The sequence below is a fragment of the Aquirufa sp. OSTEICH-129A genome (assembly GCF_054558355.1).
The window spans coordinates 582733-607808 of sequence record NZ_JBPXKC010000001.1 but is presented as its reverse complement, the minus strand read 5'-3'; the positions used below and the strand labels follow the sequence as shown (position 1 = coordinate 607808).

General features: G+C 37.4%; 19 protein-coding genes. 4 read left to right on the top strand and 15 right to left on the bottom strand.

The window, feature by feature from the left end; all coding sequences use genetic code 11:
* Nucleotides 1-58: 58 nt before the first annotated feature.
* From SKC36_RS02705 to SKC36_RS02685, 5 genes are all read right to left on the bottom strand, one after another.
* Nucleotides 59-1924 (bottom strand): proton-conducting transporter transmembrane domain-containing protein, encoded by a 1866-nt coding sequence (locus SKC36_RS02705; protein WP_459464430.1) that lies wholly within the window; start codon nucleotides 1922-1924, stop codon nucleotides 59-61.
* A 4-nt stretch (nucleotides 1925-1928) separates the two neighbouring features.
* The gene (locus SKC36_RS02700; RefSeq protein ID WP_459464428.1) at nucleotides 1929-4433 is read right to left on the bottom strand and encodes a YbcC family protein; all 2505 of its coding nucleotides are present in this window, start codon (nucleotides 4431-4433) and stop codon (nucleotides 1929-1931) included.
* 91 nt (nucleotides 4434-4524) lie between these two features.
* Nucleotides 4525-6123: a SulP family inorganic anion transporter gene (locus SKC36_RS02695; protein WP_459464426.1), complete on the bottom strand. Its 1599-nt coding sequence runs from the start codon at nucleotides 6121-6123 to the stop codon at nucleotides 4525-4527.
* Nucleotides 6124-6271: 148 nt separating this feature from the next.
* A complete protein-coding gene (locus SKC36_RS02690) occupies nucleotides 6272-6637 on the bottom strand; it encodes a hypothetical protein (RefSeq protein WP_459452990.1) in 366 nt (121 codons plus the stop codon).
* 28 nt (nucleotides 6638-6665) lie between these two features.
* Nucleotides 6666-10055, bottom strand: coding sequence for a HEAT repeat domain-containing protein (locus tag SKC36_RS02685; RefSeq protein WP_459464424.1), 3390 nt, complete (start codon nucleotides 10053-10055; stop codon nucleotides 6666-6668).
* A 184-nt stretch (nucleotides 10056-10239) separates the two neighbouring features.
* Here SKC36_RS02685 and SKC36_RS02680 point away from each other — a divergent pair, with 184 nt between their 5' ends.
* From SKC36_RS02680 to SKC36_RS02670, 3 genes are read left to right on the top strand one after another with little or no spacing between them, the layout of a single operon-like run.
* Nucleotides 10240-12426: a penicillin acylase family protein gene (locus SKC36_RS02680; protein WP_459464422.1), complete on the top strand. Its 2187-nt coding sequence runs from the start codon at nucleotides 10240-10242 to the stop codon at nucleotides 12424-12426.
* A gap of 54 nt (nucleotides 12427-12480) precedes the next feature.
* Nucleotides 12481-13704 (top strand): PAS domain-containing sensor histidine kinase, encoded by a 1224-nt coding sequence (locus tag SKC36_RS02675; protein WP_459464420.1) that lies wholly within the window; start codon nucleotides 12481-12483, stop codon nucleotides 13702-13704.
* Nucleotides 13694-14761, top strand: a complete 1068-nt coding sequence (locus tag SKC36_RS02670; RefSeq protein ID WP_459452986.1) for a response regulator — start codon at nucleotides 13694-13696, stop codon at nucleotides 14759-14761. Before SKC36_RS02675 ends, SKC36_RS02670 begins: the two co-directional genes overlap by 11 nt.
* On the opposite strand, the gene SKC36_RS02665 is transcribed toward SKC36_RS02670, so the two are convergent.
* From SKC36_RS02665 to SKC36_RS02625, 9 genes are read right to left on the bottom strand one after another with little or no spacing between them, the layout of a single operon-like run.
* On the bottom strand, nucleotides 14745-15440 hold the full coding sequence (locus tag SKC36_RS02665; protein ID WP_459452985.1) for a sulfite exporter TauE/SafE family protein: 696 nt from the start codon (nucleotides 15438-15440) through the stop codon (nucleotides 14745-14747). The genes SKC36_RS02670 and SKC36_RS02665 overlap by 17 nt on opposite strands.
* The gene (locus tag SKC36_RS02660; RefSeq protein ID WP_459452984.1) at nucleotides 15440-15895 is read right to left on the bottom strand and encodes a FixH family protein; all 456 of its coding nucleotides are present in this window, start codon (nucleotides 15893-15895) and stop codon (nucleotides 15440-15442) included. The genes SKC36_RS02665 and SKC36_RS02660 overlap by 1 nt, the downstream gene beginning before the upstream one ends.
* Nucleotides 15888-17291, bottom strand: coding sequence for a cytochrome c oxidase accessory protein CcoG (gene ccoG, locus SKC36_RS02655; RefSeq protein ID WP_459452983.1), 1404 nt, complete (start codon nucleotides 17289-17291; stop codon nucleotides 15888-15890). Before ccoG ends, SKC36_RS02660 begins: the two co-directional genes overlap by 8 nt.
* 33 nt (nucleotides 17292-17324) lie before the next feature.
* Nucleotides 17325-17537 carry a YgaP family membrane protein gene (locus tag SKC36_RS02650; RefSeq protein WP_459452982.1) on the bottom strand — a complete coding sequence of 71 codons (213 nt, stop codon included), beginning with the start codon at nucleotides 17535-17537 and terminating at the stop codon, nucleotides 17325-17327.
* 18 nt (nucleotides 17538-17555) lie between these two features.
* Nucleotides 17556-18296, bottom strand: a complete 741-nt coding sequence (locus SKC36_RS02645; protein WP_459452981.1) for a cbb3-type cytochrome c oxidase N-terminal domain-containing protein — start codon at nucleotides 18294-18296, stop codon at nucleotides 17556-17558.
* Nucleotides 18297-18333: 37 nt separating this feature from the next.
* Complete coding sequence (locus SKC36_RS02640) at nucleotides 18334-18489, bottom strand: CcoQ/FixQ family Cbb3-type cytochrome c oxidase assembly chaperone (RefSeq protein ID WP_166373951.1); 156 nt, start codon at nucleotides 18487-18489, stop codon at nucleotides 18334-18336.
* Nucleotides 18490-18493: 4 nt separating this feature from the next.
* Nucleotides 18494-20623: a cytochrome-c oxidase, cbb3-type subunit I gene (gene ccoN, locus SKC36_RS02635; protein ID WP_459452980.1), complete on the bottom strand. Its 2130-nt coding sequence runs from the start codon at nucleotides 20621-20623 to the stop codon at nucleotides 18494-18496.
* 17 nt (nucleotides 20624-20640) lie between these two features.
* Nucleotides 20641-20793: a cbb3-type cytochrome oxidase assembly protein CcoS gene (gene ccoS / locus SKC36_RS02630; RefSeq protein ID WP_459452979.1), complete on the bottom strand. Its 153-nt coding sequence runs from the start codon at nucleotides 20791-20793 to the stop codon at nucleotides 20641-20643.
* A gap of 41 nt (nucleotides 20794-20834) precedes the next feature.
* A complete protein-coding gene (locus SKC36_RS02625; RefSeq protein ID WP_459452978.1) occupies nucleotides 20835-23354 on the bottom strand; it encodes a heavy metal translocating P-type ATPase in 2520 nt (839 codons plus the stop codon).
* 132 nt (nucleotides 23355-23486) lie between these two features.
* Here SKC36_RS02625 and SKC36_RS02620 point away from each other — a divergent pair, with 132 nt between their 5' ends.
* Nucleotides 23487-23867, top strand: coding sequence for a cyclic nucleotide-binding domain-containing protein (locus SKC36_RS02620; protein ID WP_459452977.1), 381 nt, complete (start codon nucleotides 23487-23489; stop codon nucleotides 23865-23867).
* 385 nt (nucleotides 23868-24252) lie between these two features.
* Here the strand turns inward: SKC36_RS02620 and SKC36_RS02615 are convergent, their stop codons facing one another.
* On the bottom strand, nucleotides 24253-25059 hold the full coding sequence (locus SKC36_RS02615; RefSeq protein WP_459452976.1) for an SDR family oxidoreductase: 807 nt from the start codon (nucleotides 25057-25059) through the stop codon (nucleotides 24253-24255).
* Nucleotides 25060-25076 lie beyond the last annotated feature (17 nt).

Below are 25076 nucleotides of genomic sequence, written 5' to 3'. Positions count from 1 at the left end.
CAATAAAAAAAGCGAACCCGGAGGGTTCGCTCTGTGACACGGAATACTTGGATTTGGATTAAAAATAGCGGTTAGAAAATTCAGTATGTGTTTTGGAATTAGGCCCCATAAATATCCTTGCATAGATACGCATGATAGAAAGGCCATCTAAAATAAAACTTAAGGAAATTACCCCTGCCAGAGCAAATTGATCTTCGTGGATGTGGGAAAATATAACATCCTCTCCGATAAAGGTAGGTGTAATAGGAAAACCCGTTAATCCAAGGCAAGCCAATAAAAAGACCAAGGCAATTTTTGGATGTTCCTCAGATAATCCATGAAAACGATTTAAAAGTATTTTCCCCTCCAAACGGAATAGTCGCATGATGCATGCATATCCAATTAATCCAGCTAGTAAAATACCACTTAAATAAATCCATGTTTCTTTACTATCATAACTTTCATTAAACGAAATAGCTAAAGCAATGGTGATGTGGTTGATAATGACCAAAATCCAACTTAAGCGTAGGCTTCTTCTTTGCGTGAATGACTTAAAAACAAAGATTAATCCTATGCTTCCAAGAATTAGGGGCATATAACGCGTCCAATCTTGGTTAAAATAATTCCATTGCTTGATGATAAAGATGCCCAGTAAAATAGGAACAAAAATACCGATCAATCTTTTCACCGTAAGAAAATTAAGTTTATTTCCTGCCCATTTCATGGGATTCCATAAGTATTGGTACATCATGGAATCCAAATTCCATTCCTTTAGACAAAGCAGGTATAAGGTATTTTGGATTTTCTCTGGAAAGGAATTTTCCACCGTTTTATCCTTGGGTTCAAAATGGTAGAATTGTTCCCGAATCAGGTAACTAACCACAGAAGGAGAAACCAATAACTGGTAGGTTCTCAAAAATGCATTCCCTGCAAAATGAAATAAGGCTAATTTTTCAAATCCAAGGGAAATTTCAATGAAAATAAGACCAATTTGGGCAATGGATGAGTAGGCAATCTGACTCTTAACGGAAGATTGTACTCGGGCAATGCCCGTGGTTATCACCGCGGTAGTTAATCCCATGCAGGCAATAAGGATGCGAATGGAAATTTGATGTTCCCAAAATGGAAAAGTTCTTAACATTAAAAAGACACCAATGTGTACCGATAAAGACCCATAAAATATGGCACTAGAGGGAGTAGGCCCCTCCATAGCTCTAGGTAACCAAGATGAAAAAGGAAGTTGAGCTGATTTGGCACTTGCAGATACTAAAATCATCAAAGAGATAAAAACTCCGATAAAGCTATGCGTTTGCAAATGTTCATGGACCAATTCCGCATTGTTTAGTTGCGAAAATGTAATGTTTTGATGCCAAAGATGATGGCTCGCCCACATAGCTAATATGATTCCTACATCACCAATGCGGTAAATGGAAAATACCTTGACAGCATTTTTAACGGGTAAATACCGCTCTCGGTAAAAGGAAATTAGGAGAAAAGAAGATATTCCAAGCATTTCCCAGCCAATAAACAGGGTTTCCATATTGCCTGCTAAAATGGTGATGCTGTATCCCAAATAGAAGAATAAGGTGGTATTAAAAAAACGTTTATAACCAGGCTCACGATGCAAGTAATAGCGTGAATATAATGTCACCAAAAAGGTAAGTATAGCTCCTACTACTAGATAGACACTCGTGATGTAATCAAATAAAAAATCAAGCTGGAATACATAGTCACTGTTTTTAAACAGTATCCAACTGTTCATTTGCCATTCGGGAGCTCCTGAGAATAACCAATTGACAACGAATAAAATGGCAGCAACCAATTGTACTCCTAGAGTTCCAAAGGCCGTAAAGGAAATTTTCCTCTCTTCGTTTTTGGCTAAGACTAAGCTTATCAAAAAACCTGCCAGAGGAATCAAAATAAATATGGGAAGGTAATTTTGCATGATATTAGTCTTGTTGGATTAAATACACAGGAAAATTCTCTTGATTACTTTCCAATAAACCTTCTAATTCACGAATGTGATCTAGTTTTTTAGTTATCGGTAGATACGGATAGAATTGCCCTTTTTCAAATATGTGAATTTCCTTTGTTTCCGGATTAACCGAAGCCAAGATCACCCAATCGTTAATAAACCATTCATAGGTTTCTGCCGATTTTTGAATGGTTTGTAATACCACCTCAGGAAAATGCTCAACGATGAGCAATAATCGTATCGGATCATGGACCTCTGTCATTTGAGAAGGTAAACCAGGTCTCAAATCGCCATCGATACCATTGGCGACCCCAAACAATCCCATGACATTATGAGGTAATTTGGTTCCTGCACCCAATTTTTCACTATCCACCCTTGAAAAATAGTATTCTAAATTTATACCGCCACAAACAGGAGCAGCCGCTTTTAAAATATTTAATAAATAGTTCCCTTCTGGGTCAACTTGATAATCGAATGAGTTGAGAAAGGATCTTCGATCTAGAAAAAGACCCTTGGAAAGTTCCCTTCTCCCTACCAAACATAATGCATTGGTGGCATGATTTAATTCGGGGCGTGGCTCAAATAACGAAACTGAGCGTAAGCGAATTTTTTCATGAATCTCCTTGGGACTAAGCTCTGTATTGATGGACTCAAAGCGTCTAGATCGTTCTTTGGCATTTAAATCTAAGGCATTTTCAAATACCTTCACATGAGTGGCATGTAACGATAAGTAGTATTCATCTTTGATTTCATCATCATAAAAGACAATCTCATCTCGAGTGGTGTCGTGTAATGCGCCTACAAAAATGGTATTATCAGGAATTTCAATACCCCTTTCTTTTAAAATAGCACGTACCTCGGGCTTATTGGCCATTTTGCTGACTACACGAGCATTCACAGACCCGGCTCTTCCTGAACAAGCTCCACAGTCATAGGCTGCATAATGAGGATTATTAACCGAACTAGCTCCATGCCCAACAGCATAAACGATGGGTGCAAAATTTTTGACAAGCCCAATACTTTTAAGCATACCCTCTACCCGATTGGCCATTTCCTCAACTTTAAAGCCAATTTGTAAGCCATTTTCTTGCTCAAACAAGGCATCATAATCCACTTGTAATTGGGAAAATTTATCCATGTGCCGCAGCGATGAGGCTGTTGCCGGGCTCATACTAGGTTTGAAAATATTAGCAAATAATTTCAGGGCTGACCAAAATCCTAAGGTTTGAGAAATAATCCAGCCCGTATAAAAATTATGGCTATGCTTGGAAAAATACAGGTCTTTTTCCCGTTTCTTTTCATCGCCAATCTCTTTAATCAGGTATTTCGGAGTAACGGGCGCTGGGCATAATTTGGAATAAAATTTACCTCCAATGGGTTGGTAAAAGAATTCCACACTAAAGAATCCTGGCGTTCCATAGGTTTCACATTGGGGATCTATGCCTTCCAAATACCTTCGGAATGAACACTCTCGGTCATCGATACAAAATAATCCTTGAAAACTTTTTTCATGGATACTTTTCGATTGGCTTCCCCCCTGTTGAATTCCTGCTAATACCTGATCATAATAGGTCCATTCAAATGCTTCTTGGAAAATGGAGAGAATTTCCATGATCTCCGAATATTCAATTGGGTCTAATAAGGAAGGAAGTGGATGCTCCAAGGTATTACCCAAGCCTATCCATCCTTTGTTTAACAGATGATCAATGGTATCAATTTCCAACAAACACTCGAGCATGATTAAATCGTGTAGACTAATTTGCCTTCGATCTAATAAGGATTGTGGTAAATCTTCCACGGTAGATACCATTCCTGACCAACCCTGGTGGGCAAACTGCTGGTCAAAAAGGTATTGTTCATACAAATGTGGATGAGAACCTACTAAAATACTCAATAAGTCCTCTAAGGTTGTATGCTCATCTAGGAGCATATTTTTAGCTCTTTGACCTTTAAAAAGACTGACCCAGCTCTTTTTTTCTAATTCCTTGATGGCCTCTAAAAAACTTTTGTTTTGAATAGGGAAATGCCAAATAGAAATCCCTTGATCCAAATAACTGGAAATCAAACGAAATAAATTTGGATGAACCATGGAATCCAAATCAATATTATACACGTTCTTCCATTGACCTCTCAATGCACCTATTCTAGGACGAGGTAGACTGTCTAATTCTTGATGCAATAATTTATACTTCCATTGACTCGTCTTTTTGGCGCCTTTTTTATTTTCAATGACGCGATTCAATATATCATCATGAATACGTTTTTCATGATACAGTTTTCGAAATTCATCAATGCTAAGATAAACCTGATAGCCGAGTGTAGTTTGAGCCTTTCTCAGCGCCTCATGAAAAGGTAAATGTTGAAAGGCATGCAAAGTATTATGATGCACAAAATCCATCAAAGGAGCCTGTGCAGGTAAAAAATGTTTCAATTCATGAAGAACATGTTCTACATGAAATCCCTTATGTGTTGTAGTCATCTTCCTTAATTTATGTAAGCGATGTGCTTAATATTCTCACCGGTTTATTTGAAAAATGTTGGCTGATTGAGCGATAAAGCTCAAAATGAAATTATGAAACGATTGGTTTCTTTTTTCTAGCAGCCAATTTGTGTTCAGAAAGTAGCGTATGTTCATCCAAACCAATAATGGTAAATGTCCCTCCCGATGCTTGATATTCAGCTTCAAAGTGATGTAGATTTTCCATCACAGAATGGTCTACCAAATGTGTATTACTAAAATCCATGGTGACATGCATGCCTTGAGGTATGGCATCTAATTTAGCTTTTAAGCCCATATAGTTGGTAAAAACCGCAGCTCTAGTTACCTCTACTAAATATTGATCCTCATTAAATGATACAGCGACATTGGCCTTGAAGAAGCTGGATAATGGGGCTCCGTTCATTATATGTAACAGTATTTTGACCAACATACCTGCGCCAATTCCGACCAATAAGTCTTCATATAAAGTGAAAAATATTGTGACTAAAAAGATGGCCAATTGTCCTTTTCCAATGTTGAATATATGGATAAACTCTTTGGGATGAGCTAATTTAATGCCCACAGAAACCAACATAGCTGCTAAAGCGGCATTCGGAATAAGTTCAATAATGGGTGCGGCAAATACCACAAAAACCAAAATAAAGAATCCGTGGAAGAAATTCGCCCAGCGAGTTTTGGCTCCATTATTCACATTGGCTGAACTACGCGCTACTTCAGAAATCATCGGTAAACCGCCTAAAATTCCTGCTAAGGTATTTCCTATTCCAACAGCAATTAAATCCTTGTTTGGATTGGATTTACGTTTATATGGATCCTGCATGTCAATGGCCTTTACAGTTAATAATGACTCTAATGAACCGACCAATGCAAACATGATGACATACTTGATAAATACAATTTTATTGTTAAATCCAGCAAAGTCTACATTGACATGAATATTATCAATCAAGCTTCCAATTTTCACCAAAGCAGATGCTGGCTCTGTATGTTTGAAGTCTAAAAATATTTCGGCTGGAATGGCGATACACAATACAATTAAGGCAGCAGGAATTTTACGTAAAAAAGTAATAGGTACTTTCTGCCAAGTCATCATAATGATAAAACTTAGTATTCCTACAATAGCTCCATTTTGATCTAAATTCATGATAAATTGAGGAATGGAAGCAGCTAATTCAAATGGACTTTTACCTTTAGCTAAAATGGGATTGACATTCAATAAAACAGGAATCTGCTTGAATATGATGATTAACCCAATGGCAGCTAACATACCATGGACGGCGGAAAGTGGGAAGAAATCTACTAGTTTTCCCAACTTGAAAACTCCGAATAGAATTTGAATAATACCTGCCACGACAATTGCCCCTAAGGCATAATGCCAGCCTTGTTCTCCCCCTCCAAAATCCGCTACGGCTCCAACAATGATGACAATCAGTCCAGCTGCTGGTCCTTTGATGGTAAGTCTTGAACCAGAAAATAAACTGACAATAATACCACCAATGATGGCAGTTAATAATCCCATCAAAGGTGGGAACTCAGATGCTTTTGCAATGCCTAAGCTTAAAGGCAATGCCAATAAAAATACAATAAACCCAGACACAGCATCAGAACTGAAATTTTCTTTCAATCCTGCTAGTCCATCTTTTGGTAAGTTAGATGTTATATTTTTCATTTTTTTTCAGTTGATGCATGTATTTCTCTTGGCTAATAGAATCCAGAATTGAATCTCAATTCTTTAAAGAAAAATAAATGCGCAGTGGGAAATTTTGGATATGATCCAAGAAGGCGAATTGAATAAAGGATAATCGTACAGATTAATCCTACAGCCTAATATTCCTGAAAAGTATGAAAAATGGAGTGGATGAATAGCTATCTTCCATTTGTGATGGAATAGCTACAGATTTTAATGCCCCTGAATACGGGTTATTGAATGAGAAATGTCCTGATATAGGAAGGCCTGAAAAGTCAAAAAGAACATTTTCAGCTTCATCATCTTCCTCGGTAGTATCTCGATCTTCTTCAAATAAAAGGTTAAAAAAACTAAGCTCTTTTTGCTCTGTTTTTTTAACCTTCAAATGATTATCAATAGTACTTTCTTGTGTTATACCAATAACCTGCTTCATCGAGGCCGTAACCAAGAAAAAGAAGATACTGATGAACAATAAGTAGTGACGATTGAATTTCATATAAACCTATAACGGCACAAATGTATATTTAATTTCGTAAAGATGATAAAAATTCTACCACATCTCTAATTTCTCTCTTGCTCATTAAGCTTCCCATAGGTGGCATACTGGATGGAAAATTCTCTCTGGACTTAATCCGAGATATTGCAATTTTCAAAGGTTCTGCCTCAGAAGTTTTTAACTGAATCATGCTTTCCGTTTCAGAAATCACGGTTCCACTTACTTCGGTCCCGTCGGTTAATTTCAAGTTTATTGTACCGTATCCAGGGGCAATTCTTGCACTAGGTTCGATTAATGCTTGTAAAATTTGTTCTCTACTTAATTTAGCTCCAATACCCTTTAAGGATGGTCCCACGATACCCCCTTCTCCTCCAGCATTATGACAACGCACACACTGAACAGTTTGGTTTCGGTAAAAAATGAAATATCCAGCTTGAATGCTGCCGCCAAATAAAGCATCTTTAAATTCATCTGTTAATGTACCTTTCGTTTTTAAAGCATCTAACTTAGCAATAAGCATTTGAGACTTAGTCGCTTCTACCGCTTCCACTAAATCTAAACGGATTTCGCTAGATAATTTATTGCTTACCATCCTTTGGATTAAATCTGCTAACACATCTTCAGTTTTATCCACAGGCATTTTACCAATACTTTGTAATAACTGCTGCTGCTCAATTACACTACCTTTTTCAATGATGGGATTAACCACCGTAGATAATTGATTTTTCGAAAGCTCTACTTTATCCAAAAATCCTAAGGAAGCTCCACGAACACTTCGGTCAGCATCGTTCATTCCTTTTTGTATAATCAAGGATAGATTGGCATCTTTCAAGGCAACTAAAGAACCTAAATGTGCAGCTTTTACTTTCGCATTGGCATGATTTAAGAAAATTTGAGTTTGTTCACTTTTGAAATCTGTAATTTTTAATTCAGATAACAATTTCGCAGTGGCTATTAATACCTCTGGATTTGAACTGCGTAAAAACGCCGCAATTTTTGGTTGGATTCGTCCAACCACATCAGCTGGATTTCTTTGTAAAACACCCCTATGACGACCATCAACGCGGTCCAATACAGATGGATTCGCCCAAGAACCTAAGGTGGCGATGGCCTCTGCACGTATGACATCCGAAATATCATTGCGTTCGCTGAAATTGATTAATGCATCTATTTCTTTGCTACTTCCAACGCGTAAACAAGCATTGATCGCTCTGCGTAATAATGGTTCACCTTTCCAAGCTTTGTTGTTCAATGCCTCAGCTAAAGCAGGTAATGCAGCAGGAATGGATTCATCATCATTGATGGCTCTAGCCGCTTCTGTGGCAATGTATTCATCTGAATCTTGCAAAAATAAAGCAACCTGTGGACTAGCTAAACGACGAAGGACTAAAACTGCTGCTGTTTTTAAAGCGGTATTTGAGGATTTAGCTAATGCTACGATTGGCTCTTCTTTTCCTATCCTAGATAATGCCAATACCGCTGCATGTCGGATGTAGTGATCCTCATCATTATTTTTCTCTATCAACTTCAATAAAGTAGGAATAGCATTTTCTGATTTTATTCTACCTAATGCCTGACAAGCAAAGAAACTAACTCGTGGGTTTTTAGAATCTATTAATTGAATTAATCGATTCTCATGGTTTTTATTGAAAATATCTCCCAACACCTTTGCCGCTTGAGCCACAATCTCCTCATCTTGATCATTTAATTGTTCTCCAAGCATACTTCCCACGGAAGCATCATTAGCACCTATTTGGCCCATTCCCCAGATGGCATGAATTCTTGCTAATTGATTTTCTCTTTGTTGAATTGCTTTTTGAAAAATAGCGACTGAAGCATTTCCTCTTCTAGCTAATTCAAATTGAGCTTTCATGCGAATACGCAAATCATGGTAGAATAAAAGGTCGTACAATGCATCCACTGATTGTTTTTCATAATCCAATTGAATCAATCGTTTCGTTTCAGCTCTTTCTTTTTCTAAATCATTGTTGTTGCCATCTACGTCAATCTTCCAAACTCGTCCATATTGTTTAGTATCCCAGCCATTTACCCAGTCAGCCGCGTACAAGGCTCCATCTGGTCCAAAACGCATACCAGTAGGTAAAATTCCACTAACTACATCTTGTTCTGAATTGAAATCAAAAGAGGCCCCCTTCGGTTTTAAGTCAAATGACCAGATGTGAGAGGCATTAGGATTTCCAACAAACTCCACCAAAAAGAACTTATTTGTCCATTTTTTACCTAGAGCAGTTCCTGGGTTAAATAACATTCCCGTAGGTCCGTTGTGGTAATTTCTGATGGGAGGAATGATGTAAGCAGCTTGTCCTTTCCAACGAGGAACATATAATTTCTCATCCATCCAAACCTTATATAGGTTGTTTCCTGGGTCTGTATATTTACCATATTGCCAGTTGGATCTCCAACCTGCGTCAGAACCTTCTACGATATGCACTAAACGTTCACTTTCACCCGGATGATCGCCGTCATTGTCCGAACTGATTAAATTGCCATAATGATCAAAAACAAATTCGTGGGTATTGCGTAATCCTGAAGCAAATACCTCAAAATTACTTCCATCTGGATTCGAACGAACGATTACACCGGAATTCGGGTATTTATATTGCTTACCATCTACCGCAGTGATGTTGGCTCCAATGTCACCAATTTGCCAATATATTTTTCCATCAGGCCCTTCTATGACCCCCGACATCCCATGTCCACCGAAACCAATATGAACCGCATAACCAGTAGAGATAGAAACGGGATCAGTTAAGAGACCATTTTTCTTATTGTTTTTCAAACGCCATAAATCTGGTCCAACCGCAATGAAGGCATCTTTTTTACGCACCAAAATACCTCCAGCTACGTCCGTATATTCTTCATGAAAACCCTGATGAACACGTGTCGCCTGATCAGCTAGACCATCTCCATTTTTGTCCTCAATTTTCCAAACCTCTTCTTTTTCCACCTTCAAGTCGTTCACATCATGAATTCCATCTTGGTTTAAATCGGGTAACCATTCGTTTTTAGCTGAATTTTCAGGAGCAAAGGTTTTATGCAAAAAAGCCTTTCTATCGGCCACTGATTGAAATCCAATGGATTCGGTCATCCAATCTCTATGACCGCGGATATCAAATTCTGAATATTTCCCACGTTTAGTACGAGTAATGTAAACCGCACCTTTGTCATCCATATCCATAGCTACCGGATCTGGGGCTAATGAATCAGATGCAAAACGGGTAATTTGCAAACCAGGGGCAATTTTTATAGGTAATTTCTCCTTGGCCAACTTTGCTTTTTCAGCCAAATTATCTTGATCTTCCAGGATGACACGGTAAGTGTCTTTTTCTAAAGATTTACTGCAGGAATAGGAAAGAATGGAAACAAGTCCAAGGGCATATAAAAATTTCAATTTCATTATATATGATGGTTTTTGAAGGCAAAAATTTCAATCAGAATTACAAACATAAAAAGACAAATTCATATAATTTATACCCAATCGCTTTAAATAATCGAATCTAAAATGATAATGGATGGCTATTGTTAATTTTTTTAGGCTGCCCATGAAAAAAATGTATTTTTGTTTTACCAACATCAACACTATGAAATCGCGGATTATCTTACCTACTTTATCTTTGATCCTCCTTGGATTTGGCTTTTTAAATGCCCAGTCCATCTCCCCTAATCAAGTGAATCAATGGAAGGCCCAGTCGAAACGGGTTACCATTATCCGTGATGAATATGGCGTTCCACATATTTATGGAAAATCCGATGCGGACGCGGTATTTGGTTTATTGTATGCTCAATGTGAAGATGATTTCATGCGGGTTGAAATGAACTACATTGAGAAACTTGGAAGAAAAGCTGAAGTATTTGGAGCTCAAGAATTAGCTAATGATTTATATATTCGATTGATTATCAGTCAGGAAGAAGCTAAGCAAGATTATGCCAAAAGCCCCATCTGGTTGAAAAAATTGTTGAATGCCTATGCCGATGGCATCAACTATTATTTATACAAACATCCCAAGGTAAAACCAGCCTTATTAACACATTTTGAACCTTGGTATCCCCTATTATGGACTGATGGAAGTATTGGTGCTATTTCTACTGGAAGTGTCAATCAAGCCGAGGTGGCCAAGTTTTATGGTCTATCAGGGAATAAATTGAGTTATATTAAAAAGAATCCTTTGGATCCTGAGGCTGATTTGACTGGATCGAATGGATTTGCCATTGGACCGGCTAAATCAAAATCAGGAAATGCGCTATTTTATATCAATCCCCACGTTACTTTTTATTTTAGACCTGAAGTACATGTAAGCAGTGAAGAAGGATTACAAGTCTATGGTGCTGTTACTTGGGGACAATTCTTTGTATATCAGGGTTTTAATCCATACGGAGGTTGGATGCATACTTCCAGCCAGGTAGATGTAGCAGATAATTATGCCGAAACAACCCGTGATACCAAGGGAGGAAAAGAATTCCTCCTAGATGGCAAATGGCTACCAATGAAGGTTAAAAACATCGTATTGAATGCCAAAGGACAGCCCGCTCAAACAATTCAAGTCTATTCCAATCACCGAGGGCCTATTATGGCAGAAAGAAATGGACAATGGATTTCTGTTAGGTCCTATAATCGCTCCATGAAAAGTTTAATTCAAAGCTGGGCAAGAACTAAAACTAGAAGTTTTGAAGAATTTCAAAACGTAATGAAAATGCGGGCCAATACCTCCAATAATACGGTATATGCTGGAAAAAATGGACGAATTGCCTACTGGCATGGAAATTTTGTTCCTAAAAGGCAGCCTGATATTGATTGGTCACTGGTTCAAGATGGTACTAAATCAGCATTGGATTGGAAGGGTTTACATCCTTTAGAAGAGATTGTTCAATCCATTGATCCAGTCAGTGCTTGGATTCAAAATTGTAATTCTACGCCTTTTACTGTTTCTGGTGTTTCAAGCCCCCAAAAAGCTCAATATCCTGTTTATATGGCTCCTGATGCTGAAAATTTCAGAGACCGTAATGCCGTTCGCTTATTTTCTTCACGTGATAAAATTGATTTAGATGATTTAATTCGTCTAGGCTATGATCGTAAACTTATTGCATTTGAACTCCTTATTCCTGCTTTAGTTAAGGCAGGTGAAAAAAGAAATATGGCGGCTAATTCTCCATTTAAATTGGCTATTGATACCTTAAAACGCTGGGATTATCAGGCCAGATTGAGTTCAGTTGCTCAAACCATAGCCATACAATGGGGACAAAAATTATTAGAAAGAATACCAAGAAAAACCATGTTCGGAGGTGAAATTAATCTCATTGAAAGCGCCGAAGCCTATATCGCTTCATCTAAGGAGGAAGAAATGTGCCAAATATTGGATACGGTGCTCAATGAGTTAATCAATAATTGGGGAACATGGAATGTGGCTTGGGGAGATATCAATCGCCTACAACGCATTGGTAACCAGGTGGATTTGGCTTTTGATGATGCTAAACCTAGTTTCTCTGTTCCATTTGCCTCTTCTACTTGGGGCATGTTACCTTCTTATAACAGCAAACCCTTTGCTAACACTAAAAAATGGTATGGCGTCAATGGTAATAGTTTCATATGTGCGGTGGAGTTTGGTCCAAAAATCAAGGCTAAATCTTTATTAGCGGGAGGTCAAAGCGGTGATATTCAATCTCCTCATTTTTTTGATCAAGCACAAAACTATGCCGAAGGAAAATTTAAGGATGTTCATTTCTATTTGTCCGATGTATTAAAGCATCAGAAAACAGCTTATCATCCCTAATTTCCATTGTTTAAGCAGGCAAAATTTGTAAATTAGAAGGATAATTACTCGAATATGTCTCAATCTATTGTTTCCAGATTTCAATATGAAGCCATCTTTAATGAAGCTGCAATTGGCATTCTGGTGACGGATTCATCGAGTAATGTAGTCATGACCAATAATTTTGCTGATCGATTGTTTGGTTATGCGCCGAATGAATTAAAAGGTAAGAATATTGATATATTGATTCCCAATCATTTGCGATCTAGGCATCATGGGCATCAAGCCAAGTATGCTGAAAATCCGCAAGATCGCCCCATGGGTGTTGGATTAGATTTAAAAGCCAAAAGAAAAGACGAATCCCTTTTTCCCGTAGAAATTAGTTTAAGCCATTTTAAGGAAGACGATCAAATGTTTTACATCGCTTTTATCAGTGATGTGACCTTAAAACGCAAGGTAGAAATGGAGTTGATTTTGAAGAATCAAGAGATTAACCAGTTAAATGAAACCTTAGAAGAAGAAGTAAAAGCGAGAACTCAAGCCCTACAAAATACCCTAGAGCAGTTAGAGGCCAATACGATTGAACTTGAAAATTCCTTGCAAAAAGAAAAGGAATTGGGAGATTTAAAAACCCGTTTCGTTTCCATGGCATCGCATGAATTTAGGACTCCCCTAACTTCAATTCTTAGTTCAGCCACATTGCTTGAGAAGTATCAAAAAGCTGAGGAACAAGAAAAAAGGGAGCAGCATATTCGACGCATCAAAGCTTCTGTCAATCATTTAACCATGATTTTAGAAGAATTTTTATCCGTTGGGAAACTGGAATCAGGCCATGTAGAAATTCATGCATCCACCATCGAACTGGAACCATTGTTCTTAGAAATAAAATCAGATTTGATTTCTTACAAAAAGAATAATCAAAAGATTATATTAGATTTTAATGCTTCTGAAACTTGGGTCAGTGATGAATCTGTTTTGCGTAAAATTTTATTAAACGCTCTCTCAAATGCTTTGAAGTTTTCAAATGAAAATGTTGATTTAATTGTCAGAGAAGAGAATGACCTTTTGAAAATAACCATCAGTGACAAAGGAATTGGGATTAGTGATGAGGACAAAAAACATTTATTTCAACGTTTTTTTAGAGGCAGCAATGCCACAGTTATTCCAGGAACTGGTTTAGGATTACATTTGATTGATCGATATTTGGAATTAATTAATGGGCGAATGACTTTAGAATCTGAACTGAATCGAGGAACCCAATTACATATAGAAATACCAAGATTAAACCATGATGAATAAAATATTACTTATCGAGGACAGTGATGATATCCGTGAAAACACGGCAGAATTATTGGAATTATCAGGATATGTGGTGGAAACTGCTGCGGATGGTATAGAAGGAGTTCGAATGGCTCAGCAAAACCTGCCTGATTTAGTAATATGTGATATCATGATGCCGCATTTGGATGGCTTCGGAGTTTTACAAGTTTTTTCCAAACACGAACAATTATCCCAAGTACCCTTTATTTTCCTGACCGCCAAGACGGACCGCTCGGATATGCGAAAAGGCATGGAAATGGGTGCTGATGATTTTTTAACGAAGCCTTTTCAAGAGGTTGAATTGTTGCGTTCCATAGAAACACGTTTAAAAAAGAAATCACTTCAGCGGTCAGAAAGTCAAGTTGATACGGAATTACAATCCGAGGTTACCCTGGCACAAAGGGCCTTAGATTTTCTTGATTTTACTCATTTTGGTGGAGAAAAAAGAACCCACCATGTACAAAAAAAGCAAAGTATTTATTCTGAAGGAGATAGTCCATCTCGCCTATATTTTTTAGAAAAAGGTAAGATTAAAACCTTTCATACCAACCGAGAAGGAAAGTATTTCATTACCTCATTCATAAAAGAAGGTGAGTTTTTTGGTTATGTCGATATCCTAGAAAATCAAACTTATCGGGAAACAGCCGAGGCATTGGAAGAATCGGTTATTCTAAGCATTTCTACTACTGAGTTTAAGGATTTATTAAAGCAAAATATTCATTTAGAAATTTACTTTAGGAAGGCATTAACTACTTATCTCATGAAAAATGAGAAAATTTTAGTGTCCATGGCTTATCAATCATTGCGTTTGAGGGTGTCACTGGCATTGGTTGAGTTGGCAAAAACCTACGGTGATGATTTAACTAGTCCAGTAGTCATCCGACTTTCTAGAGAAGATCTGGCCTCACGTGTGGGTACAGCCACCGAAACGGTTATTCGTACGCTAAGTGATTTTAAAAAAGAAGGTTTATTGGAAATTCGAGGTAGTGAAATGACCTTGTTAGATGTTAATAAACTGGCTAATTTGCGTTATTAGGCCCAAAAGGATGACAAATGATGGGGCTTAATGGAGAGTTTTTCAAATAGTTAGAATGGCTCATCCCTATTCCCCACGCTCCTCGAAACAATAGTAAAAAGGCAACAGCCCAGCTCAGGTATTTGATATAATGCATGAGCTTTACTTGCTTTTTTTCTAACCATTGAAATCCCCAAATAGCCGTTGTTATGGCTGGTATGGTACTTAATCCAAAAATAAACATGGTCCAAGCGCCCAATATCGGACTTGGTTGTATTAATGCCAAGCTTAGACCACCGATCACTAATCCACAGGGTAATAAACCATTTCCCATTCCCAACAAGAAATGACCTGTAATCCCCATTCCTCTCCCCGACTTTTGCAATGGCTTACCTAGCCAACGGTACAAAAAATCAAATGAACTGTCCTTGATTTTTCCTGTGGAAAGAAATACTAAAACCAAACCCGCAAATAAATAATAAAAATGCCACCAGGCCGGAAAAATCCAAATGGAACCCATGCTTGCAACCAATAAACCTAGGATAGTATAAGTAACTATGCGGCCAACTTGATAGATGATTGTACTCAAATTCGCTTGTTGGTTTTTCTGCCTTAAATGCAGCATAATAGGGCCACACATAGCCACGCAATGCCAGCTACCAGCTAATCCAAGTAAACAGCTAAGGTACCAAGTTTGCATTAAGGAACTAAAATACGATGATCATCTAAATAGGTTTTATCAGCCACCATCCACTCTAAACTGATTTTCCATGGCCCCTTTACTAAAAAATCTCCAGAAATAGTCCAGGTGCTATCTTTTGGCGCTTTCAAGGTAAATACTTTGTCTTGAGCGGCAGAGGATGGTCTAAAGAAATTGACTTTGATATCATGTGTCCCAGCAGGTATACTTAATTTTACCTCTTTATTACTTTGGTTGAAGGCTAATTCGATTTTCTTATCCAATAGCTCCGTTTCCTTTCTTTGATCTATTTTCTTTTGAAATTTTTGTCCGTCTTCATAATAGTGATCCCCTACTAATTCGATGGTTTCATGGGTCATATTGACATAAAAATAGGCCATAAACGCTCCAAAAAGTATGAATACGCCAATGATGGCATGTCCCCAATTCAATGATTTTTTTTCTGTATTACTCATCAGGCTGTATAAATCTAGTTTTGATTGTTTCTTTTTTTCCGTCTTTATTCAAGATGTGAATTTCAACTTTGTCTTTACTTTTCCAAGCTCCCAAGGGCGCTTTGATAAAAAACTCAGACTTTACCATTTTTCCTGGTTCGATGCCGTTGGGAGGAGTTCCTACCCATTGTATGCGCATGGGAGCATCAATTTGGAATTGTAAATTTTGTAAATCCAGTGATTTGTTCAAAATCTCAATGGAATACAAATTACTCACTTCCTTGTTTTTTTCATCTAATTGGAAGGTCATTCCTGGGGTTCTCAATAAGGTTGTTTCCCATGGACTTCTTGTCAACAAAAGAAATGCAATAGCGGAGATTAATAAAACTAGGACACCACTGTATGCTCCAATCCTTAAATTGAATTTAAGTTTTTTCTTTTCATTGATGCCATTGACTGAATCATATCGAATTAAGTTTTTAGGCTTATTGATTTTTTCCATAACCTCATCACACGCATCAATACAAGAAGTACAGCCTATACACTCCAGTTGATTGCTCCCATTTCTAATATCGATACCAGTAGGACAAACACGCACACACCAGTGGCAATCAATGCAATCTCCTTGCTGACTCTGATCCACTCCTTTTTGAATTTTCCCTCTTGGTTCCCCGCGTTGATGGTCATAAGATACCAATATGGAATTATTGTCTAATAAAACACCTTGCAATCTGCCGTATGGACAAACTACGATACAGACTAATTCACGGAATCTAGCAAAAACAAAATAAAAAGTACCCGTAAACAAAAGAATGGCAAACAATCCTGCCAAGTGTTCTAATGGAGGTTCTGTGACCAACTTAATCCATTCTTTTTTACCCATGAGGTACATCAAAAAGGTATTTGAAATGGCAAATGACAACAGGATAAATAAGGTATGTTTACTTGCCCGCTTAATGATCTTAGTTGTATCCCAAGGCGCAGCATCTAATCTTTTTTGGGCTTTATCATCTCCATCGATCCAATATTCTATTTTACGAAATAGCATTTCCATAAAAATGGTTTGTGGACATGCCCAGCCACACCATACTCTCCCAAAAAGTACAGTAAATAAACTGATGAAAATAAGTGAAGTCACTAAGCCTAAAGCGACTAAATGGAAATCTTGAGGAAAAAATGGAACCCCAAAAAAGATGAATTTTCGCTCTATGACATTGAATAAAAATACAGGCTCCCCCTTTCTTTCTATCCAAGGAAGGCCAAAAAGTAATAACATCAAGAGGTAGGAAAAATACGTTCTTAGGCGATATAATTTACCTATAATTCTACCTGGGTATATCCAAAGACGTTTACCATCTTTGCTTTGATTATATAGATGATTACGATAATCATCATTTTCTAAACTGATATTTGACATAAAAAAGAAGGTCCGTTTCCGGACCTTTTTAACTTAAAATGGAGCCTTTTCTCTACAAGTACTTATACCAAATGGTTTATACAAGGGACAAAAACGAACGATTCCTGTCAAGGCAATAATGCCCGCAATTACATATACGACTACAGCTAAATTCTCTGGAATTATACCTGCATAAGTAAGGATACTAAGAGCTACCGCAGCAGCTATTCGTGCAATCCGATCTGTACGTCCAACATTCTGTTTCATATAGGTGAGTTTTGTTTACTATTTTAGCTCGGTTCCTTGTGGCTCTTTTGCCCCTGGAGGGTTAGTACCCTGCAAAGTTAAAATGTAAGAAGATACTTGCTGAATCTGTATAGGATTTAAAGTTTTATTCCAAGCAATCATCCCTTTTTCTGGAACACCATTGGTGATGGTATGAAACAAGTCTTTAATGCTTCCTCCATGTATCCAGTACACATCGGTTAGATTAGGACCCACTCCTCCTTGACCTTTATCACCATGACAAGCTACACAATTTGTCGAATAAATAGTAGCACCTTCTGTTAAATCTTTAGCGGCACTAATTACCTTAACATTATCCTCATTCACCGAATTAGCGAACTTCTTCATGTATTCCTCCCTGGCTTTTTCAGCTACTGCCACCTCTGATTTATATTCTGCCTCTTGAATGTTGCCATCTTGGGCCACGTGGTAATAGAATAAATACACCACGCCAAATAAGATAGTGATATAAAACAAATACATAAACCATGGGGGTGTTGGATTATCTAATTCAACAATTCCATCGTATTGATGCTCCATTTCTAGATCTTTTTCCTTTTCCAAGGGTTTTAACCCAGTAAATTTCTGCCACCAGCTTAAAGATGCTTCTTCCTCCTGTTTAGTCGGATCTAAGGTTAATTTCTTAAGTGCAGAAGCAAGCTGCATTGTTACGATTAATACCAAAATGCTTGTTAATAGAATCAAGCTGATTAACCAAATTTCTGTGAATGAATTAAACATATTGTTATGTATAAATGTTATCAAAAATGTTTTAGACCTATTCTAGGGGCATTTTTCTCATTTTATCGAGATGTTTTTTATCCATCCAGAACAAATAGACGCCTACCAACACAAAGAATACTAAGAATATCAATAAAGAGAAAATCATATAGGAATCTGCTCCTGGTATGGTGGAAATAAATTGCTTAAACATGGCCTTATTTTTTAGAAATGTCTGTACCTAATCTTTGTAAATAAGCGATCAAAGCAATAATCTCTTTGTCAGCACCTACTTTGATTTTTTCCTCAGCTAAACGTGCTTGAATCTCTTTGGATTGAGCTTCCAAGTCTTTCACGGCATTTTTGATTTGAACATCATCATATGGTACACCCAGCGTTTTCATAGCTTGTAACTTAGCCTGAGTTTGAGATGTATTTAGGCTTTGTTCATACAACCACTCATATGCTGGCATGATAGAACCTGGAGACATGGAGGCTGGCTCCCGCATGTGGTGATAGTGCCAAGAATCAGGGTACTTACCTCCTTGACGGTGTAAATCTGGACCAGTTCTTTTAGATCCCCATAAGAATGGGTGATCATAGACAAATTCACCAGATTTTGAGAATTCGCCATATCGTTCTGTTTCGCTACGGAATGGTCTTACCAATTGAGAATGGCAACCTACGCAACCTTCACGAATATAGATATCACGTCCTTCTAACTCCAAAGAGGTATATGGTTGAACTGCGGCAATGGTAGGCACATTGGATTTCACCATAAAAGTTGGAATTAATTCTACCAAAGAACCTATCAAGATCATGATCAATGAACCTATCAATAATTGAATAGGTCTTCTTTCAATCCAGCTATGCCAGTGTAAACCTTTAACTTCTTTTTCAGAAACGATAACCTCAAGTGGAGCAGCTTCTGCTGGCTCATTGGCTAAAAGTGAACCTTGAGCCATTGTTTTGAACAAGTTATAGGCCATCAAAATAGCACCGACTAAATACAAAGTACCACCTAAGGCACGCATTTGGTGCATAGGAATGATTTGCAAAGTTGTATCCAAGAAGTTGCCATATTGTAAAGTTCCTTCTGGAGTGAACTGTTTCCACATCATTCCTTGAGTGAATCCTGAGATGTACATCGGAATAGCATAAAATGCAATACCTAATGTACCAATCCAAAAGTGTGTTTTAACTAATTTTTCAGAGAATAAAGTAGTTTGGAAAATACGTGGAACCATCCAATACAACATCGCGAAAGTCAAGAATCCATTCCATCCTAAAGCACCTACGTGCACGTGCGCTACGATCCAATCGGTAAAGTGGGCTATAGCATTGACATTTTTTAAGCTTAACATTGGACCTTCAAATGTCGCCATACCGTAAGTAGTAATACCTACTACCATGAATTTCAAAATAGTATTTTCACGAACTTGATCCCATGCACCACGCAATGTCAATAATCCGTTGATCATACCACCCCAAGATGGAGCAATCAACATAATTGAAAATACAACACCTAAAGATTGCGCCCAATCAGGTAAGCTAGAATAAAGTAAGTGGTGTGGACCAGCCCAGATATAGATGAATATCAATGCCCAGAAGTGCAAAATTGATAATCGGTAAGAATACACAGGACGATTCGCCATTTTAGGAAGGAAATAATACATTAAACCTAAAAATGGCGTAGTTAAAAAGAATGCCACCGCATTGTGGCCATACCACCATTGTATTAATGCATCTTGAACTCCAGCATATACATAATAGCTCTTTAAGAAGGAAATGGGTAATTGTACCGAATTAGTTAAGTGCAAAACAGCCACGGTTACAAAGGTGGCTATGTAGAACCAAATCGCTACATATAAGTGACGCTCTCTACGCTTGATAATGGTTCCAAACATGTTGATACCAAATGCTACCCAAACTAAGGTAATAGCTATATCAATCGGCCATTCTAATTCCGCATATTCGTGCGATGTAGTAATACCTAATGGTAAAGTAATAGCCGCAGCTACAATGATTAATTGCCAACCCCAAAAGTGGAACGATGAAAGAAAATCACTGAACATACGTGCTTTTAAAAGCCTTTGGAGAGAATAATAGACACCTGCAAAGATGGCATTTCCTACAAATGCAAAAATTACCGCATTGGTATGCAGTGGACGTATACGACCAAAAGTACCGTATTGAGTTACGTTCATTGCAGGTTCGAATAATTGTGAGGCAATAATGACCCCAACGAGCATTCCAACAATACCCCAGATAATGGTTGCAATGGCGAAATTCCGAACGGTTTTATTGTCGTACGAGAATTGATCCAAAGTAGTCGTTTGTGACTTCATAAGCGTTTAAATTGAGATTAATTGATTGTCTTTTTTTCATCGTTTAGAATGCGCATCCCTGGAGTAATGAGGTCATCTTGCTGTCCTGTGCGCACAAACCAAATAAACGCAATCAGGAAACCGATGGCCATGAGTAAACTCAAAAAAATCATTAAGTACATTATTTCCATGGCATTCAAAATTTAGAGAACAAGGATTGCAGAAAGAGTTATTAATACTCTATACTACGCTGTAAAGTTCTTTTTATATCAGGGCTTAAAATATGATTTTCCTCAGCAATGTAGGTCATTGTATATGATTTCAATTTGCTTTTTACTTGCTTACCATATAGGTTCATGCCCCATGTTGCGATAACCAACATACTAATTGAATTAACAGGCATTAAAATGGCAGCTACTAGAGGTGATAAATTACCCTGAATAGCAAAACTTAATCCAATGGCATTATAAACCAAGGACAAAAGGAAACTCATTTTGATTAAATTCAGCCCTTTATGAGCGAATTGTAAAAATTCCGGTAATCGACTAAGTGATTGTCCTTGTAAAATGGCATCACTCGCTGGTGTAAAATGTAAATGATCGTCGGAAACAGCTACGCCAACATGTGCTTGCTGTAAAGCTCCGGCATCATTTAGGCCATCACCTACCATCATCACTTTTTTACCTTTTGCTTGTAATTCCCTAATAAATTCCATTTTTTCCATGGGACTGCATTCAAATTTCATATGGTCATCCGATGAAAACCAATCTTTTAAACTGCTGGCATGGCTGGCTTTATCCCCTGATACTAAATAGACATCGTACTGATGTTGTAGTTTTCTTAGCATATACTCTACTCCATCTCTGTTTTCCCATGGGAAGTCCCAAAATCCCAAGGACTCCTCTCCTATTTGAATAAATAATTGTGATTCAGATGAAAAGAAATCTTGTGGAGCCTTGTCATGAATGCCTAAGAATTTTGCAGAGCCAAGTTTTAGGGTGATATTTCCCCATTTTGCCTCTAATCCTTTTCCAGGAATTTCTTGGAAAGCGGCTAATTTGACCAAATTTCTTGTACCTAAACTTTGGGTATAAGCACAAAGCCGTCTAGAAAGTGGATGTGTTGATTGTACCGACAAGGAATACAATAAATCTAATTCTTGCTCACTTAATTCACGTTGTAAGTGACTTTTAGGAGCTTCGGATTTGGCTAAAGTTAAAGTACCCGTTTTATCAAAAACCAAGGTATCTACTTGTGCCATACGCTCTAAAGCTTGAATGTCTTTTATATAAAATTTAAATTTAGATAGCCACCGAACGCCATGGCCTAAAGCAAAAGGATAGGAAATAGCTAGTGCACATGGACAGGCAATAACCAAAATACTGACGACAGAGTTTTGCCATTTGCTAGGATCAATCTGCATCCAATAGGCTGCTACGATGGTCGCCAAGCTAATTAATCCAATAGTAAAATAGACGCCTACTTGATTAGCAAAGTTCTCCCAATTTTCCATTTTGAAACTAGGGTCTTTGAAGGCTTGCTGTTCCCATAATTGGGTTAAATGACTCTGTTGTAGGTCTTTTTTGACCTCAATTTCAATCATTTCACCATGGTGTTTGCCTCCTGCGTAAATTAAATTTCCCGACTGAATAGGGATCCATTCGCTTTCACCCGTCACAAAACTATAATCCATGTTGCTTTTACCCTTCATTAAAATAGCATCAGCGGGGATGATTTCTTCATTTCGGATTCGAAGGCGATCTCCTACTTGGATTTCGCTCAAAGGTGCTGTTTCTTCATTTCCTTGAATGATTTTGGTAATCACCAAAGGAAAATAGGACGTGTATTTTCTTTCAAAGGATAAAAAATCAAAGGATTTTTGCTGAAACCATTTGCCGACCAACAAGAAAAATAATAGACCCGAAACAGAATCCATATAGCCTGCTCCCGTATGACTTAAGATTTCATAAACACTTCGGGAATAACCAACTAAGACACCTAAAAGTATAGGCATTTCTATGGTCATCTTTTTTAATTTTAAATGGGCCCAAATGTTTTTGAAATAATCTGAACCGGAATAAAATAGGGCTACTGAGCCTAGAACTAAATTTAAGTAACCAAACAGATTTTTAAGATTTCCGTCCTCAATACCTAAATATTCAGGAAAACTAAATAGCATGATGTTACCAGCACAGAAGCCCGCAACACCTAGCTTGATGAAAAGTTGTGTTTGTTGAGAAAGTCTTTTTTTCTTTTCTTTTCCTTCCGATTCCTCAGATAAAAGTGGTTCATATCCGATTTTAGCCAATAAAGAAGCCAAATCCCCTAAACTGATTTCTTTTTCTTTAAACCAAATACTTAAATCCTTTTTGCCAAAATTCAATTGAGTTTTGATGATTCCTGCATTCAGCTTATGTAGGTTTTCTAATAAATACAAACAAGATCTGCAGTGAATACTGGGTAAATTGAAACTGACTTTGGATACTTCTTGATTGGAAAATTGTATTAATTTATCTCGAAAGGCTGGTTTATTTAAATAATCAAAGTTTTGATTGCTGGGCGATATACCCGGATTTACATCACACGTGTAGTAATTGCCTAATTCATGGTCATTCAGGAGCTCATACACATTCTTACAACCTTGGCAACAAAATTCTTTCTCTTCAAATTCGATGATTTCATCCACAAATGGCTCTCCGCAGTGGAAGCAATTTGTGGATGTCAGGGTGGTATGGACTTTTTCTTCCATCATATAAACAATCTTTTCTCAAAGGTCCTTTGAAAAAATTGCTCTGTTAATGATAAAAAGCAGTACAAAACATGAGCATTGTCATAAAATAAATTCCTGAGTAAATATACTTTCGTAAACAAATTTTAAAAAAGTATGGATCAGATGATCGAGACAGAACGTAAAGTATTAGCTAGCGGAATAGAAATCAACTATTTGGCTAACGAATTTTTGTTCCGTCAAGGTCAAAAAGCGGAATTTATTTTTTATTTTCAGGGCGGAGAAATCGCCTTAAAGTCGTTTAACTCTCCTGAAGGTATTATTTATCATGCTAATCCTATTTTTTTAGGAATTTCTGAGGTATTAGAAGGTAAAAAGCACACATTTTCGGCTGAGACCTTACAAACTTCTAAATTTCTAGTTTTTGAAAAGAACTATTTCTTGATGTTACTGCAAGAGTTTGATTTTGCGGCATCCTATTTTGAACAAAAAAGTAAGGAGTTTGATGCCGTATTTACCGAATTAGTTCCTCAGTGATCTTTGGTTTTAATTAAGAGGTTAAGCCTCTATAAAAAATAGAGTGGTAAGTTAAAAGGGTTGTACTGCCCTGCTTGATGATGTCGGGCAGGGCTTTTAATTTTAGAATGAAGAATGAAGAATGTAGAATGAAGAATTAAAAATTTAGCGTTGCTAACTAAATGTGGATTCTACATTCTACATTCTACATTCTACATTCTACATTCTACATTCTACATTCTACATTCTTCATTCTTCATTCTTCATTTTTCATTCTTCATTTTTCATTCTACATTCTACATTCTACATTCTACATTCTTCATTCTTCATTCTTCATTCTACATTCTACATTCTACATTCTACATTCTTCATTCTTCATTCTACATTCTTCATTCTTCATTCTACATTATATCAGCGGACTATCCTTCTCCTTTTTCAAGGTATTATACACGAGCCGATCCATCAAACCATTCATCCACTTATTTAGAAAGACCGTCAATTTTCCTTGAAAGGTTAATACTAAGGTCTTTTTCTTTTGTTCATAGGCTTGATAAATTTGTTGGGCAACTTCTTCTGCTGACATCATTTTTTCTTCATCACGCATGCTATCTCCCGTGATTTTACCTTCAGAATTCAAAGAAGTATTTCGAATATTGGAAGCGGTAAATCCAGGGCAAGCCGTTAGTACATGAACGCCCGTTTCTAATAATTCAGTCCTTAAGGCCTCTAAAAAGCCATTCATGGCAAACTTGGATGCCGAATACCCCGTTCTTACAGGTAATCCACGGTAACCGGCTATGGATGAAATACCAATAATGCCTCCTTTGCTAGCTTTAATGTAGGGTAAAGCTGCATGGGTAGCATAAACCGTACCCCAGAAATTGATGTCCATGAGTTGTTTTATCACCTTTAAATCTACATCCTCAAACATCGATCGCATGGAAATACCTGCATTATTAATTAATATATCAATGCGTCCAAATTCTTGCACTACTTCGTTTATCATCGACCTTGTTTGTTCCTCTGAGCTAGAATCGCAAACGATGGCCTTGCAAGCAATATTGGAAGCTGAAATTTCGCTCCAAGCTTCTTGCAACTTAGCTTCATTTCGGCCTGTAATAACTACCTGCGCTCCTTTATTTCCAAATTCAAATGCCAATGCTTTTCCTATTCCGGAAGAAGCGCCTGTGATGATGACAACTTTATTTTTCATAGACAAAATTTGAACTC

Excerpts from the sequence above, each read along its gene's own strand:
- ccoG (WP_459452983.1), bottom strand. The coding sequence starts at position 17,291 with ATGTCAAATATCAGTTTAGAAAATGATGATTATCGTAATCATCTATAT.
- SKC36_RS02665 (WP_459452985.1), bottom strand. The coding sequence starts at position 15,440 with ATGCAAACTTGGTACCTTAGCTGTTTACTTGGATTAGCTGGTAGCTGG.
- SKC36_RS02625 (WP_459452978.1), bottom strand. The coding sequence starts at position 23,354 with ATGATGGAAGAAAAAGTCCATACCACCCTGACATCCACAAATTGCTTC.
- SKC36_RS02645 (WP_459452981.1), bottom strand. The coding sequence starts at position 18,296 with ATGTTTAATTCATTCACAGAAATTTGGTTAATCAGCTTGATTCTATTA.
- SKC36_RS02685 (WP_459464424.1), bottom strand. The coding sequence starts at position 10,055 with ATGAAATTGAAATTTTTATATGCCCTTGGACTTGTTTCCATTCTTTCC.
- SKC36_RS02660 (WP_459452984.1), bottom strand. The coding sequence starts at position 15,895 with ATGAGTAATACAGAAAAAAAATCATTGAATTGGGGACATGCCATCATT.
- SKC36_RS02640 (WP_166373951.1), bottom strand. The coding sequence starts at position 18,489 with ATGTTTAAGCAATTTATTTCCACCATACCAGGAGCAGATTCCTATATG.
- SKC36_RS02690 (WP_459452990.1), bottom strand. The coding sequence starts at position 6,637 with ATGAAATTCAATCGTCACTACTTATTGTTCATCAGTATCTTCTTTTTC.
- SKC36_RS02615 (WP_459452976.1), bottom strand. The coding sequence starts at position 25,059 with ATGAAAAATAAAGTTGTCATCATCACAGGCGCTTCTTCCGGAATAGGA.
- SKC36_RS02680 (WP_459464422.1), top strand. The coding sequence starts at position 10,240 with ATGAAATCGCGGATTATCTTACCTACTTTATCTTTGATCCTCCTTGGA.
- ccoS (WP_459452979.1), bottom strand. The coding sequence starts at position 20,793 with ATGGAAATAATGTACTTAATGATTTTTTTGAGTTTACTCATGGCCATC.
- SKC36_RS02670 (WP_459452986.1), top strand. The coding sequence starts at position 13,694 with ATGATGAATAAAATATTACTTATCGAGGACAGTGATGATATCCGTGAA.
- SKC36_RS02695 (WP_459464426.1), bottom strand. The coding sequence starts at position 6,123 with ATGAAAAATATAACATCTAACTTACCAAAAGATGGACTAGCAGGATTG.
- ccoN (WP_459452980.1), bottom strand. The coding sequence starts at position 20,623 with ATGAAGTCACAAACGACTACTTTGGATCAATTCTCGTACGACAATAAA.
- SKC36_RS02705 (WP_459464430.1), bottom strand. The coding sequence starts at position 1,924 with ATGCAAAATTACCTTCCCATATTTATTTTGATTCCTCTGGCAGGTTTT.
- SKC36_RS02650 (WP_459452982.1), bottom strand. The coding sequence starts at position 17,537 with ATGAAACAGAATGTTGGACGTACAGATCGGATTGCACGAATAGCTGCT.
- SKC36_RS02675 (WP_459464420.1), top strand. The coding sequence starts at position 12,481 with ATGTCTCAATCTATTGTTTCCAGATTTCAATATGAAGCCATCTTTAAT.
- SKC36_RS02620 (WP_459452977.1), top strand. The coding sequence starts at position 23,487 with ATGGATCAGATGATCGAGACAGAACGTAAAGTATTAGCTAGCGGAATA.
- SKC36_RS02700 (WP_459464428.1), bottom strand. The coding sequence starts at position 4,433 with ATGACTACAACACATAAGGGATTTCATGTAGAACATGTTCTTCATGAA.